The sequence below is a fragment of the Serratia sp. NCCP-200 genome (assembly GCF_059697885.1).
Genome location: NZ_BAAKUJ010000002.1, coordinates 516,501 through 530,783 on the forward strand (window position 1 = coordinate 516,501; position 14,283 = coordinate 530,783).

Annotated in this window: 15 protein-coding genes; 5 read left to right on the plus strand and 10 right to left on the minus strand. The window is 56.2% G+C overall.

Annotated features, from left to right (window positions below):
* Window positions 1-10 precede the first annotated feature (10 nt).
* From gpmA to modE, 9 genes are all read right to left on the minus strand, one after another.
* Window positions 11-763 (minus strand): 2,3-diphosphoglycerate-dependent phosphoglycerate mutase, encoded by a 753-nt coding sequence (gpmA, locus tag AC6HVW_RS07725; RefSeq protein ID WP_024483132.1) that lies wholly within the window; start codon window positions 761-763, stop codon window positions 11-13.
* A gap of 283 nt (window positions 764-1,046) precedes the next feature.
* Window positions 1,047-1,385, minus strand: coding sequence for a PsiF family protein (locus AC6HVW_RS07730; RefSeq protein WP_071683138.1), 339 nt, complete (start codon window positions 1,383-1,385; stop codon window positions 1,047-1,049).
* Window positions 1,386-1,572: 187 nt separating this feature from the next.
* Complete coding sequence (galM, locus tag AC6HVW_RS07735) at window positions 1,573-2,616, minus strand: galactose-1-epimerase (protein ID WP_071683140.1); 1,044 nt, start codon at window positions 2,614-2,616, stop codon at window positions 1,573-1,575.
* The gene (gene galK / locus AC6HVW_RS07740) at window positions 2,610-3,761 is read right to left on the minus strand and encodes a galactokinase (RefSeq protein ID WP_021805248.1); all 1,152 of its coding nucleotides are present in this window, start codon (window positions 3,759-3,761) and stop codon (window positions 2,610-2,612) included. The genes galM and galK overlap by 7 nt, the downstream gene beginning before the upstream one ends.
* A complete protein-coding gene (galT, locus tag AC6HVW_RS07745; RefSeq protein WP_186486078.1) occupies window positions 3,761-4,810 on the minus strand; it encodes a galactose-1-phosphate uridylyltransferase in 1,050 nt (349 codons plus the stop codon). Before galT ends, galK begins: the two co-directional genes overlap by 1 nt.
* A 264-nt stretch (window positions 4,811-5,074) precedes the next feature.
* Complete coding sequence (locus tag AC6HVW_RS07750) at window positions 5,075-5,893, minus strand: CPBP family intramembrane glutamic endopeptidase (RefSeq protein WP_497569322.1); 819 nt, start codon at window positions 5,891-5,893, stop codon at window positions 5,075-5,077.
* A 146-nt stretch (window positions 5,894-6,039) separates the two neighbouring features.
* A complete protein-coding gene (locus AC6HVW_RS07755) occupies window positions 6,040-6,612 on the minus strand; it encodes a cysteine hydrolase family protein (protein WP_071683147.1) in 573 nt (190 codons plus the stop codon).
* 121 nt (window positions 6,613-6,733) lie between these two features.
* Window positions 6,734-8,203, minus strand: coding sequence for a molybdate ABC transporter ATP-binding protein ModF (gene modF / locus AC6HVW_RS07760; RefSeq protein ID WP_071683149.1), 1,470 nt, complete (start codon window positions 8,201-8,203; stop codon window positions 6,734-6,736).
* A gap of 90 nt (window positions 8,204-8,293) precedes the next feature.
* Window positions 8,294-9,085, minus strand: a complete 792-nt coding sequence (gene modE / locus AC6HVW_RS07765) for a molybdenum-dependent transcriptional regulator (RefSeq protein WP_071683151.1) — start codon at window positions 9,083-9,085, stop codon at window positions 8,294-8,296.
* Window positions 9,086-9,264: 179 nt separating this feature from the next.
* On the opposite strand from modE, the gene AC6HVW_RS07770 reads away from it, so the two are divergent.
* The 4 genes from AC6HVW_RS07770 (at window position 9,265) to modC (ending at window position 12,121) form a co-directional block, all read left to right on the plus strand.
* Complete coding sequence (locus tag AC6HVW_RS07770; RefSeq protein ID WP_021180335.1) at window positions 9,265-9,408, plus strand: AcrZ family multidrug efflux pump-associated protein; 144 nt, start codon at window positions 9,265-9,267, stop codon at window positions 9,406-9,408.
* Window positions 9,409-9,557: 149 nt separating this feature from the next.
* The gene (gene modA, locus AC6HVW_RS07775) at window positions 9,558-10,331 is read left to right on the plus strand and encodes a molybdate ABC transporter substrate-binding protein (RefSeq protein ID WP_071683153.1); all 774 of its coding nucleotides are present in this window, start codon (window positions 9,558-9,560) and stop codon (window positions 10,329-10,331) included.
* Entirely contained in the window at window positions 10,328-11,017 is a 690-nt protein-coding gene (gene modB, locus AC6HVW_RS07780; RefSeq protein ID WP_021180337.1) for a molybdate ABC transporter permease subunit, read from the plus strand. Before modA ends, modB begins: the two co-directional genes overlap by 4 nt.
* Window positions 11,018-12,121: a molybdenum ABC transporter ATP-binding protein ModC gene (modC, locus tag AC6HVW_RS07785; protein WP_021805242.1), complete on the plus strand. Its 1,104-nt coding sequence runs from the start codon at window positions 11,018-11,020 to the stop codon at window positions 12,119-12,121. It abuts the gene before it with no gap.
* A 162-nt stretch (window positions 12,122-12,283) separates the two neighbouring features.
* On the opposite strand, the gene AC6HVW_RS07790 is transcribed toward modC, so the two are convergent.
* Window positions 12,284-13,105: a pyridoxal phosphatase gene (locus AC6HVW_RS07790; RefSeq protein WP_024530541.1), complete on the minus strand. Its 822-nt coding sequence runs from the start codon at window positions 13,103-13,105 to the stop codon at window positions 12,284-12,286.
* A 162-nt stretch (window positions 13,106-13,267) separates the two neighbouring features.
* Here AC6HVW_RS07790 and pgl point away from each other — a divergent pair, with 162 nt between their 5' ends.
* The gene (gene pgl, locus AC6HVW_RS07795; protein ID WP_497569323.1) at window positions 13,268-14,263 is read left to right on the plus strand and encodes a 6-phosphogluconolactonase; all 996 of its coding nucleotides are present in this window, start codon (window positions 13,268-13,270) and stop codon (window positions 14,261-14,263) included.
* Window positions 14,264-14,283 lie beyond the last annotated feature (20 nt).

Consider the following 14,283-nt stretch of genomic DNA (forward strand, 5'->3'; position numbering starts at 1 on the left):
AGGCGAAATCTTACTTCGCTTTACCCTGGTTGGCGACGGCCGCAGCTTTGGCTGCGATCTCATCGGCATTACCCAGGTAGTAACGTTTGATTGGCTTGAAGTTCTCATCGAACTCATACACCAACGGCACGCCGGTTGGGATATTCAGCTCGAGGATCTCGTCTTCGCTCAGGTTATCCAGATATTTCACCAGCGCACGCAGGGAGTTACCGTGAGCCGCGACGATCACGCGTTCGCCGCTCTTGATGCGTGGCAGGATCTCTTCGTCCCAGTAAGGGATAACGCGATCGATGGTCAACGCCAGGCTTTCGGTCAGCGGCAACTCTTTATCGCTCAGCGCTGAATAACGTGGATCGTGGCCCGGGTAGCGCTCATCTTCTTTGGTCAGCTCTGGTGGAGTGACTGCGAAGCCGCGGCGCCATTGTTTGACCTGCTCGTCACCATATTTTTCTGCGGTTTCAGCCTTGTTCAGACCCTGCAGCGCGCCATAATGGCGTTCGTTCAGCTTCCAGGACTTTTCGGTAGGCAGCCAGGCCTGGTCCAACTCGTCCAGAATGTTCCACAGAGTGTGGATAGCACGCTTCAGTACGGAGGTGTAAGCGAAATCGAAAGAGAACCCTTCGTCTTTCAACAGCTTGCCCGCTGCTTTTGCTTCGGTACGGCCTTTGTCGGACAGATCGACATCATACCAACCGGTGAAGCGGTTTTCGTTGTTCCACTGGCTTTCGCCGTGGCGCACCAGAACCAGCTTAGTTACAGCCATAGCTTAACTCCTTAATAATCTGAAGGTTTAATGATAACGAATATCATTATATTCCGCTGCTACTCACTCGGCAATCGATATACCCGTGAATATATCCACTAAAAGTCGAGGGTTTCGTACGACGCGCGACATTGTCTAACCCTTACTGCCACTGGGCATAGTGTTAACCATAGCCAATTTTTGGCTGCAAGGTAAGAGGGGCGCTAAGGAAAAAGCTGAATCGTTCAGGCTGGTCGAAGGGCGCGAATGAGAGCTATTCACTCGCGCCACAGCGTTAAGGCGATCAGGCGGTTTTTTTCAGGCAGCTACTCATAAAGGTTTTGCGCTCGTCACCTTTCAGGCTCTTTTTAGCAGCGTCGGCATTACAGTCTTTCATCTTCTGCTGCTGTGGCGTCAGGGTCTTCTCGGTATGGTGGCCTTCGGCCTTCAGACAGGTGCTCATGAAGGTGGTGCGGTCAGAACCTTTCAGCGATTGGGTGGTAGCCTGTTGATTACAATCGGTCATGCGTTTTTGCTGGGCAGCCTGCGCCGGAGAAGGCGTTTTTGCTGCGGTGTCGGCAGCCATCAGGTTGGTGCTCAGCAGTAAACCTGCCAGTAATGGAAGTGCAGTGATCAGACGCATTAGGTGTTCCTTCAGCTATTGAACGGCCAGCAGGCCGAAAATTGTGATATCACTCACGGGCTTGTGCATACCACGGTAGCCTGATTCTAGTGCGGGGTTGGCAATAAGGAAAGGTAACGGCCTGGGGGTGCAATGTAAGCAATTATAACAATCACGCCCCTTACCGCATGACAAGGGGCGTGGCGGCTCAGATAGGAATAAGCTGATAGTGCGTTGCGCTCTGATAACGCTGACCAGGCTGTAGCCAACAATCCGGCTGTGGCCATTCGGGGTGGTTCGGGCTGTCCGGCAGGAACTCGCTTTCCAGCGCCACGCCTGCATAATTTTGGTAACTACCGCCGTCGCGTGCCGGTGTGCCACCCAGATAATTACCGCTGTAAAGCTGGAGTGCTGGCGCGGTGGTGAACACCGTCATCGCGACCTTGCCATCGGCAGACCACAGGTGAGCTGCCGGGCTTGCCAATCCGTGGCAGGTATCGTGCAACAGGTAGGCATGGTCGTAACCTTTAACCCGTTGCTGATCGCGATCGCGCAATAAATCTTGCTGCAGGGTTTTCGGCTGGCGGAAATCCATCCCGGTACCGGCAACCGCCGTCAGATCGGCACTGGGAATGCCATCGCCGTCCACGGGCAGATAACGGTCGGCGAACAGCTGCAAGCGCTGTTGTCGGGCGTCGTGGCCTGCGCCATCCAGATTGAAATAAGCATGGTTGGTCAGATTGACCGGGCAGGCGCGATCGGTCTGTGCCTGATACTCAATCTCCAGCCGGTGATCGGCGGTTAGCCGGTAGCTCAGCGTCACGTCGAGGTTGCCAGGGAAGCCCTGGTCGCCATCTGGCGAATGGAGCTGATAAATCACCTGCTGCTCATCCTGCTTCACAATCTGCCAGCGGCGAGCGTGGAAGCCGTTTGGCCCGCCGTGCAGTTGATGCTCCCCTTGATTGGCGATCAGCGGGTGTGGCTTGCCAGCGATGTTCAGGCTGGCATGTGCAATACGGTTGGCATAGCGCCCGACCGTGGCCCCCAAATAGGCCCCTTGGTGCAGATAGTCCTGCGGAGTTTGGCACCCCAGCAGCAGCTCACGTTGTTCCCCTGATTTCAAGGGCAGCACGGCGGAAAGCCAGGTTGCGCCCCAATCCATAAACGTGACCGTCATTCCCGCGGCATTTCGCAGGGTGGTGAGAATAAAGGGCTGGCCGTCTGGGGCAACGGTGGAGTTATCGCTCAGCATAGACCGGATCCTTGTGAAGCTTTGCAGACGTAGAAGGTTTCTTGCAGGCCGTTGGTCCGCAGTGGATACTCGCGAGCAACCGCCGTACGTACAGACTCTACCAGATCCTGCGGCATCAGGGCCACGATGCAACCCCCAAAGCCCCCTCCGGTCATGCGCACACCGCCACGATCGCCAATGACCTCTTTCACAATCTCGACCAGCGTATCGATAGGGGGCACGGTAATTTCAAAATCATCACGCATCGACGCGTGTGATTCAGCCATCAGTTTGCCCATCAGCTTCAGGTTGCCAGCGGCCAAGGCATCGGCAGCGGCCAGGGTGCGATCGTTTTCGGTGATCACATGGCGCGCCCGTTTGGCCACGATCGGATCCAGTTCGTGCAGGATCGGGAAAAACAGATCCGGGCTGACGTCGCGCAGCGCCTTGACGCCGAAGAAGCGAGCCGCAGCTTCGCACTGTTGCCGGCGGGTGTTGTATTCGCTGTCGACCAGGCCGCGTTTGACGTTGGAGTTGATGATCACTACTGCGACATCGGCTGGCATTGGCACCGCCCGAGTTTCCAAAGAGCGGCAGTCGATCAGCAGGGCGTGATCTTTCTTGCCCAACGCAGAAATCAGCTGATCCATAATGCCGCAGTTGCAGCCGACAAACTGGTTTTCCGCTTCCTGGCCATTCAGCGCCAGCGCTACGCCGTCCAGCGGCAATTGATAGAGCGCCTGCAACACCTGCCCGACGGCCACTTCCAGTGAGGCGGAAGAGCTAAGCCCGGCGCCCTGCGGGACGTTGCCGCTGATCACCAGATCGGCACCGCCAAAATTGGCATCGCGGGTCTGCAGGTGTTTCACCACGCCGCGCACATAGTCGGCCCAGCGCAGATTGGCGTGGCTGACGATCGGCTCATCCAGCGAAAATTGATCCTGCTGGTTCTCGTAATCGGCGGCCAATACGCGGATCTGGCGATCGTTACGTGGAGCCCCGCTGATCACGGTTTGATAATCAATGGCGCAGGGCAGGACGAAGCCGTCGTTGTAATCGGTGTGCTCGCCGATCAGATTGACTCGGCCCGGAGCCTGGATCGTCAGGGTGGGTGCGTAGCCAAAGTGTTCGGTAAACAGGGCTTGGGTAAGTTGCTTCAGACTCATTATTTCACTCCGGCTTCGCGGTAATGGATATCACTGACCGCACGCAGGCGTTCAGCGGCTTGTTCTGCGGTGAGGTCGCGTTGGGTTTCCGCCAGCATTTCATAGCCCACCATAAATTTACGCACCGTGGCGCTGCGCAGTAACGGCGGGTAGAAGTGGGCATGCAGTTGCCAGTGGCGGTTATCGGCCTGGTTGAAGGGCGCGCCGTGCCAGCCCATGGAGTAAGGGAAAGAGCATTGGAACAGGTTGTCATAGCGGCTGGTGAGTTTCTTCAGCGCAATGGCCAGATCGCGGCTTTGTGCTGCACTAAGGTCGGTCAGGCGCTGTACCGGCGCTTTTGGCAGCAACAGCGTTTCAAACGGCCAGGCTGCCCAGTAAGGGACAACCGCCAACCAGTGCTCGGTTTCCACCACCGTACGGCTGCCGTCGGCCTGCTCGCGCTGAGCATAGTCCACCAGCATGGCGGACTGATGCTGGCTGAAATACTCCTGTTGCAGGCGATCTTCTCGTTCGGCTTCATTCGGTAGGAAGCTGTTGGCCCATACCTGACCGTGTGGGTGAGGATTGGAACAGCCCATCGCGGCCCCTTTATTTTCAAACACCTGCACCCAGGGGTAGCTGCGCCCCAGATCGGCGGTCTGTTCCTGCCAGGTGGCGATCACCTGTTCCAGCGCGGGTAGTGTCAGCTGCGGTAGCGTTTTACTGTGGTCGGGGGAGAAGCAGATCACCCGGCTGGTGCCACGGGCGCTTTGGCAACGCATCAGTGGATCGTCACTTTCCGGTGCCTGCGGGGTATCTTGCATCAGGGCGGCAAAATCATTGGTGAACACGTAGGTGCCCGGAAAATCAGGGTTTTTATCACCGGTCACGCGCGTGTTGCCAGGGCAAAGGAAGCAGTCGGGATCGTGGGCTGGCAGTGTTTCCTGAGCGCGGGATTCCTGCTGGCCTTGCCACGGGCGTTTGGCTCGGTGCGGAGATACCAGCACCCATTGCCCGGTAAGGGGATTAAAACGGCGATGTGGATGATCGATAGGATTGAAATCAGGCATTGCGCTTCCTTTATCTCGCAACGGGGCTAATTGTAATCGCTTTCACTTGCTGCGTGACCGACTATAGCCGAGTGCATTTTGGAAAATAATGGCTAGAAGATAGCATGGTCGCGGCGAGAAAAAGGTGATCTAGCGCGAAAAATGGAATCGCTTACATCGATTGAGGCTATAATCCGGTTGAGATAGGGAAGGCAATGGGGTGTGTTAAGTGGTAGCGGTTACACCAAGCAGGCCGGCAGAGCAATCTACCGGCCTGGAGGGGGACTAATATTGGTAAGTCGGGTAGGTAAAGAACAGCAAATGGACCAGATTTAGCCCAAAGTGGAAGAGAATGGGCACCCACAGGCGGCCGCTCCACATCCAGGCCAGGCCATAAATCACCCCCGCCAGCGTGGCAAATGCCATCATCAACGTGCCACCGGCAAAGTGGGCGGCACCAAACAGCAGGGCGGTGATAATCAGTGCCGGATAGGCACCCAGCCACTGGCGCAGGCGCTGCTGCAAATAGCCACGGAACAGCGCTTCTTCGGCCATCGAAACAAAAAACAGGTTGGCCATAATGAAAGCCAGGATCCAGGAGGGCAGGTGCAGCTCAACTTTCAGCCCACCGAGCGCCACCGCCAACAGCAGCACCGCAGGGATGCAGAGCACCAGGATCAGCCAGGCGCTGACGCCGACTTGCTTGTCAGGCTTGCCAGCGTTAAACAGCGTTGGCAGGCAGGCTAACAACAGAAAGGGCACCAGTGCCTTATCGAAGTTGTAATACATGGAATACAGCGAGCTCATCGGGCCCACTTTGTCCTGATCGACCATCAATTGGTTATTGAAGCCCGGTATCAGGTGATAAAACAGCGCGATTGAGCAGGCGACTAAAAACACTTCCAGCGCTAGCGCGATGCTGCGCTGCTGGTGATAGTGCTGATGAAGCCAGATAGCAATGGCGATAACCGCCAGATAACCTAGCCCAATGGGCGTCAGGACATGATGGTAAACCCCCATTGCGGCGGCCGCAGCCAATACTACCGAGGCAATCAGCCGGTTAAATGGCAAAAAAAACAACGAAGCCGAAAGTACGCCCCACATAATAGCTATCCCTTTAAATAGATACACGGCGCTCAATGCCGGAAATCCGGCGTGTTAATGTCTGGTTAAACGAGCACTAATTGGGATAGTAGCACAACAGGGTGAATTTAAAGGTCGGGACAGTAGTTAATCGTGCGGAAACGGTTTTAACCCTTCATCCAGGCTTGCGAACGCATAACCTCCCCAAGGTTCTGTAAGGTTTCCAGGCTTTGCTGGTGGATCTCATCCGTTGGGGCGGCGCACAGATCTTGTAGCACCGTGACCTGTAAGCCTGCATCGTGCGCCTGTCGGGCGGTGCTCTCAATGGCTAACGGGGTGCTGATACCGCCCAATAACAGGTGATGGCAGCGGTGCTGCTGTAACCAAGCTAACAAATTGTTACCGGCAAACGCGCTGAGCCCTTTCTTTTCCAGGCACAGATCCTCGGTTTTTACCTCCAGACCGGCCAGCCAATGGCATCCCCCGTTACTTAAACGCAGTGCGCCGATATGTTTGAGCTGATTGAACAGCGGCGAGTGTCGGGGAATATCGTGGTAATTGTCGGCAAAACCGGTGCGCAACCAAATCACCGGGATTTTACGCACCCGCGCGTAGGCCGCAGCAGCATTGACGTGCGCGATCACATCACGCGTTACGATCTGTTCGTGGCAGTGATTCGCCCGCCCTTTAGGGCCAGCCAGATCTTCAATCAGGTCAATCATAATCAGCGCGGCGGACATACCTTCTCCAAAAACGTTTCTGTACCCTTATAAGGATAAAAGGCCAAATGTGATGCGTAGTGGAGGAAGTGTTGCCGGATATGTCCTCAGGATGAGCGCTGTAGCACTCACCCCGAGTATGTTAAGCCAGGACGTCTTGCTGATAGCGGTAGCCATCGCCTTCAGGGATGAAGGAGAAACGGTGGGTGATACATTGCGGCGCGTCTTCTGCGTGGTGAGAAACAAACAGCAACTGGGTTGAGCCCTGTTGGATCAACACATCTACGAAGCGCCTTACCAATTGGCGGTTTAGCGGATCCAGGCCTTGCAGTGGCTCATCGAGGATCAGCAGCGCCGGATGTTTGACTAATGCCCGGGCGATCAGCGCCAGGCGTTGCTGGCCCCAGGACAGGCTATGGAAGGAGGCATCGCCCATAGCGCCAAGCCCGAGCAGCGCCAGCCATTGTGAGGTCAACTGATGCTGACGATCGGAAACTGCCTGATAAATACCGATCGAATCAAAGAAACCGGACAGGATCACGTTACGCACGCTGGAGCTGACCCGATAGTCCAGGTGCAGGCTGCTGCTGACGTAGCCGATATGGCGTTTGATATCCCAGATGGTTTCTCCACTACCGCGTCGGCGGCCAAACAGCGTCAGATCGTTGCTGTAGCCTTGCGGATGATCGCCGGTGATCAGGCTGAGTAGGGTGGATTTTCCCGCCCCGTTCGGGCCGACGATCTGCCAGTGTTCACCGGGGTTAACCTGCCAACTGAGTTGGTTGAGGATGGGGCGATCGTTGTAGCTTACTACGCCATCACGCAGAACGATCAGTGGCCGATCGTCCGGCAGCCTGATGACCTGTGTGGGATCTTCGGTTTCTGGCAGCGTCAAGCCGTTGAGATTTTCACTGTGCGCCAGTTGGGCGACTAGCGCATCGGCCATCACCTGTTGCCGTGGCCCCTGGCTGGTGAGGGTGCAATCGGCCAGTACGCCGACCTGCTCAATGAAGTCTGGGATTTCATCAAACCGGTTGAGCACCAGGACCACGGTATAACCTTGCTGTGAAAGTTCGCCAAGCAGAGTGGCGAGCTGAGCGCGCGAATTGACGTCCAGCCCGTCGAACGGCTCATCGAGGATCAACAAATCGGGCTGGGCCATCAGGGCACGACACAGCAGGGTTTTGCGGGTCTCACCGGTAGAGAGATATTTGAAACGGCGCGTAAGCAGCGGCGTGATGCCAAACTGCTCGGCCAACTGTGCGCAGCGAGCGGGATCGTTAAGCTCTTCCTGAATGATTTCCGCCGTGGTGCGCCCGGTGTCGTCTTCGTCCTGGCTGAGCAGGTCGGTATTGTTGCGTTGCCATTCGTCGCTGACCAGCTTTTGCAACTGCTCAAAAGAGAGCCGCACTACGTGGCGAAAATCACTGTGGCGTTCGCCTTTCAGCAACGTCAGCTCACCGGACAGCGCACGGGCCAGCGCGGATTTCCCGCTGCCGTTAGCCCCGACGAATGCCCAGCTATCGCCGGACTGAATATCAAGCCGATCCAGCTCCAGCGTGCGGGTATCGCTTAGACGAAATGAACCTTGCGAAATGTGCAACGACGACATCCTATGTTCCCTATTCTGCAATTAATTTCCTTAGAAATAGGCGCAAGCGGAAAAGATGTCAATCGGCAATACTGCAACGTGACGTTGCGTTTAACACAACGTCGCGACAATCACCCGATCGGCATTGAACAAGGCGTGTACCGGCGTGCTGACGCTCAGTTTCAACTGTGCCAGTTCCTGGTTGCTGACGGTGGCGCATAGCGTTTCTCCGCCGTTGAGCGTGACCAGAACCTCACTGTGATCGCTACCAGGCTGAATGCTGGCTACGCTTCCCGGCAGTGCATTATCGGCCAGGCCGGTCGAAGCCGGATCGGTACTGAGTTTCACCCAAGGCGCTTTAATCAGGGCTAACACCTCTTTGCCCGGCGTCAACTGTAGCCGGTCAGCGCTTTGCTGAGTCACGGCAGCGGTCAGGCGGGTGTTGCCGTCGGCCAGCAGCAGGCTGATATGCTGTTGGACCTGCTGATGGTCGCGTTCAATCACGGTGCCGAAAAACTGGTTGCGGGCGCTGGTCTGCAGCGAAAAACGGGCGATGGCGGCCAACAGGCTGTCCAACGGCAGAGAGTCCTGCTGCAACACGTCAAAGGCCTTCTGCTGGATTTGGCCCAGCAGATCGTAAAGTTGGATCAGCCGCAGGCCATAACGGGTCACCTGCGCGCCGCCGCCGCCTTTGCCGCCGGTAGCGCGTTCGACCACCGTCTGCTCGGCCAGCTGATTCATCTCATTGATGGCATCCCAGGCGCTTTTGTAGCTGATCCCCGCCAGTTTGGCTCCCTGGCTGATCGAGCCGGTATGCACCACTTGCTTAAGCAGCGCGATGCGGCGTGGGTCAGCGAACAGTTTCTGCTGCAGCTTCAAGGTAAGGAGGATCTCGGCCTGCATGATGGGTCCTTATAAGGCAGTAAGTCAGGCTATTGTCGCCGATTTGCCGCAAAGCGCCAACTGAGCACGTTTAGCCGGTTACAAATTTCCCGCAGTCGGTAAAATAACCGCGTTTTCGCCTGCGTTTTGGTTTACAGTGAAGCCTACGCAGCGGTTTAAAGCAGTCAAGTGAGGCTACGATGTTAGAATTATTGAAAAGTCTGTTGTTTGCCGTGGTCATGGTGCCGGTAGTGATGGCCATTATTTTAGGCTTGATTTATGGCTTGGGCGAGGTGTTCAACATCTTCTCCAAAGTTGGCCATCCTAAAGAAAACCGCAGCTAATCCCCCTCCCAAATGCCCGCTGAGCTCTCTTGGCGGGTATTTCTCAAGTTATCTCTCGCTTTGCCGATAAACCGCATGACAATCGTTCTCGCTGCGTTATATTATTTTTTACATAGCGATGTGATGATGGTTAACTTGCGGAGAAAACAATGAAACAGCAATGGATTAACTGGGTTGGCGGTGTGGCATTGGCTTGCGGGCTGGTGGCACAGGTTTCTGCGGCGGAGAAAATCACCGTGTTTGCCGCAGCCTCGCTGACCAATGCCTTACAAGATATCGCCACCGAATACCAGAAAGGCAAAGACGTCGAAGTCGTCTCCTCTTTTGCTTCCTCCTCAACGCTGGCACGCCAGATTGAGCAAGGGGCGCCTGCGGATATGTTTATCTCTGCCGATCAGCAATGGATGGATTATGCCATTGATAAGCAGCAGATAGTGAAAGACACTCGTTATACCCTGCTAGGCAACGAACTGGTGCTGATCGCCGCCAAATCGGCCAAACAAGATAAAATCACTATCAACAAGCAAACCGACTGGGCCAAATTGCTCAACGGTGGCCGCCTGTCCGTAGGCGATCCGGATCATGTTCCTGCGGGCATCTACGCCAAAGAAGCGCTGCAGAACCTGGGGGCATGGAGCACGCTGGAACCTCAGCTGGCGCGGGCCAATAACGTGCGCAGCGCTATGGCCATGGTTGAGCGCGAAGAAGCCCCGCTGGGTATCGTTTACGGCTCCGACGCCGTGGCCAGCGACAAGGTTAAAGTGATTGCCATCTTCCCGGAAGACAGCCACAAGCCGGTTGAGTATCCAATGGCCATCGTTAAAGATCACCAGACGCCAGCCGTGACGGCTTTCTACGATTACCTGAAGACTCCGGCCGCTGCGGCTATCTTCGAACGTTATGGATTCACCCCGCGTAAATGATATTAAGTGAGTATGAATGGCAGGCGGTCGAACTGAGCCTGAAAGTCTCCAGCCTGGCGGTGATCTGCAGTTTGCCGCTGGGTATTTTAATGGCCTGGATCCTGGTTCGCTGCAATTTCCCCGGTAAATCGTTGTTGGATAGCATTGTTCATCTGCCGTTAGTCTTGCCACCGGTGGTGGTGGGCTATCTGCTGCTGATTGCCATGGGGCGGCGCGGCTTTATCGGCGAATGGTTATATAACTGGTTTGGTTTCAGCTTCAGTTTCAGCTGGCGCGGTGCCGCCCTGGCTTCTGCGGTGGTGGCATTCCCGCTGATGGTACGTGCTATCCGCATGTCGCTGGAAGCGGTAGATATCCGCTTGGAACAGGCAGCCCGCACCTTGGGCGCCAACCCGTGGCGGGTGTTTTTCACCATCACCTTACCGCTTTCGCTGCCCGGCGTGATCGTTGGCGTGGTGCTGGCCTTTGCCCGCTCTTTGGGCGAGTTTGGCGCCACCATCACCTTTGTTTCCAATATCCCTGGTGAAACCCGTACCATCCCGCTGGCAATGTACACCCTGATCGAAACGCCAGGGGCCGAGGCGGCGGCAGCGCGTTTGTGCGTGATTGCCATCGTGCTGGCCCTGGCTGCCCTGATGGTTTCCGAATGGCTGGCCCGCTGGGGCCGCAAGCGTATGGGCTTATAGATGTTAGAACTGGATTTCTCCCAGCAGCTTGGCGATCTCAATCTCAACGTGCAGGCTAATCTGCCGGCTCAGGGGATCACTGCAATTTTCGGGCTTTCCGGGGCTGGTAAAACCTCCTTGATCAATGCTATCGGCGGCCTGACGCTGGTACAACAGGGGCGTATTGTGCTTAATGGCCGCACGCTGGTGGATACCGCCAGCGGTGTCTGTTTACCACCGGAAAAACGCCGCGTTGGCTATGTTTTCCAGGATGCGCGCCTGTTCCCGCATTATCGCGTGCGCGGCAACCTGCAATACGGCATGGCGGCCAGTATGCGCGGCCAGTTTGACAGCATTGTCGAGCTGTTGGGGATTGCGCCGTTGCTGAACCGTTTGCCTTTGACCCTGTCCGGCGGAGAGAAACAGCGTGTCGCGATTGGTCGGGCGCTGTTGACCGCGCCAGAACTGTTGCTGATGGATGAACCGCTGGCCTCGCTCGATATGCCACGCAAGCGTGAGCTGCTGCCATATCTGGAGCGGCTGGCGCAGGACGTCAATATCCCCATTCTCTATGTCAGCCACAGCATGGACGAGATCTTGCGCCTGGCAGAGCAGGTGATGGTGTTGGATCACGGCCAGGTGCGTGCGTACGGCGGGTTGGAGGAGGTTTGGGCCAGCAGCGCGCTGCGGCCTTGGCTACAGCGAGAAGATCAGAGCAGCGTGTTGAGCGTGAGCGTGATTGAACATCACCCGCGCTATGCCATGACCGCGCTGGCACTGGGCGATCAGCGGCTATGGGTCGGCGGTATTGAAGCGCCGGTGGGCAGCCAGATGCGTATTCGTATCAACGCCGCCGACGTTTCTTTAGTGCTGCAACCGCCAGCCAACAGCAGCATTCGTAATATTTTGCCCGCCAAGGTGGCGGAGTGTCTGGATGTGGCAGGGCAGGTTGAAGTGAAGCTGATGGTCGGGGAAAACATCCTCTGGGCGCGCATCACCCCATGGGCACGTGACGATCTGGCTATCAGGCCCGGTCAGTGGCTGTATGCACAGGTCAAGAGCGTGTCGATCAGCCGCGATGGGCCCTCACCCCAACCCTCTCCCACAGGGAGAGGGAGCTATTAGCCCCTGCTCTTTTGGAAAGTAAAGAGATGATCTTAGCAATGGAGATCGCTCCTGCAACCAAGGTGAATCAGCAGGTGCTGATGAAGAATCACGATACTTTCAGCCTAACTCGATCGGTCCCCTCTCCCTGTGGGAGAGGGTTAGGGTGAGGGGTCGTTTTTGTTAATTCAGCACGCGAGAACGGATAACCTCGGCAATCCCCGGCTGCAGGTGATCGGCAATCACCAGATCAGCACGTTCCTTGATGGCATTATCGGCATTACCCATGGCAACGCCCAGCCCAACGGCTTCAAGCATGCTCAGGTCGTTGTAGTTGTCACCAAAGGCGACCACCTGATCCATGCTCAACCCCTGTGACTCCACCCACTGCTGCAGGCGTTTACCCTTGCTGTTGCCGCCTTTGGCAATGTCCACCTGATCGTGCCAGGACCATTCACAGGCCAGGCCCAGCTCTTTTTCTACCATTTCTGCAAAGCTGCGTAGCGCCGGGAGATCGCTATGTGAAGTGGCAAACTTCCAGATGGCCTGCGCCTCATCCGCCGCCTGCATCAGGCTGTTGACCTGCAACAATGTTGGGCGCTGGGCTACCGGCAAAGTCTCTGACCAGGCTAGAGAACGGATCACATGACCGCTTGTCTCCTGATACAGCATGGCGTCGTCCACATACATCAGGCCGTGAATATCGTTTTGCTTGAGCAGTTGCAGTACCTGCTTGGCCTGCTCTTTTGCCAGCGGATCGGAGGCCAGTACCTTTTTCTGCTGGAAGTCATACAGATAGGTGCCGTTACAACAAATGGCTGGCGTATCGATTTGCAGCGCCTGATAGAACGGGTGGATAGCCACGTGATGGCGGCCGGTGACCACCACGACTTTCACTCCGGCGGCACGGGCTTCCTCCAGCGCGGCTAGCGACTGCGGTAAGATACGTTTCTGGTTGTCTAGCAAAGTGCCGTCTAAATCGAGGGCAATAACACGGTAGCTCATAGCGGTCTCATTATAGTTAGCAACAAAATTACCTCGATGGTACACCGGATAACCATTCGATAAAACCGCGTTGAGGGACGCAGCCTAGGGTTGCCATGTCACAAATGTCGCGTAAGCTAGAACAAACTGAAACCGGTTACCCTTTCTCATTAAGGAGAGCAAATGAAGCAAATCGTTTATGTCGCCAGCCCGGAGAGCCAGCAGATCCACGTATGGCAGTTAGACGACAAGGGCGCACTGACACTGCTGCAAACGGTCGAGGTGGCGGGGCAGGTACAGCCGATGGCGATCCATCCGGATAACACCCATCTGTATGTTGGGGTACGCCCGGCGTTTGGCATTGTCAGCTACCGTATCGCGGAAGATGGCACGTTGCATGAGGCAGGGATGGCACCTTTGCCAGGCAGCCCAACCCATATTTCCACCGATTTGCAGGGGCGTTATCTGTTCTCGGCGTCTTACAGCGGCAACTGTGCCAGCATCAGCCCGATTGGCCATGATGGCGTAGTGCTGGCGCCTACCCAGCAGATCGATGGCCTGACCGCGCCGCATTCAGCCAATATTGACCCTACCAATCAATTGCTGCTGGTGCCGTGCTTGAAAGAGGACCGCATCCGCCTGTTTAATCTGAGCCAACAGGGCCAACTGACGCCACACGGCCAAGAAGCCGTAGCGACGGCAAGCGGTGCAGGCCCGCGCCATATGGCATTCCATGGTAACGATAAATTCGCTTACTGCGTCAATGAACTGGATGGCACGGTAGATGTGTTCGCTATCGAAGCCAACGGTGGCAAATATACGCTGGTGCAGAGTCTGGACATGATGCCTGCCGATTTCACCGGCACCCGTTGGGCGGCGGATATCCACCTCACGCCAAACGGCCGTTTCCTTTATACCAGCGATCGCACAGCCAGCATTTTAACCGTGTTCAGTGTCTCGGAAGACGGCAGCAAGATTGCGGTGGTTGGCCACCATGCCACAGAAGAGCAGCCACGCGGTTTCAATATCGATCACAGCGGTCGCTTCGTGATTGCGGCAGGGCAGAAATCTGGTCATATCGGCGTGTATCAGATTGACCAAAACAGCGGTGAGCTGACGGATCTGGCGCGTTACCCGGTGGGCAAAGGCCCAATGTGGGTGAGCGTGCTGGCAAAATAGTGGGTTAAAAATCGGGGCGA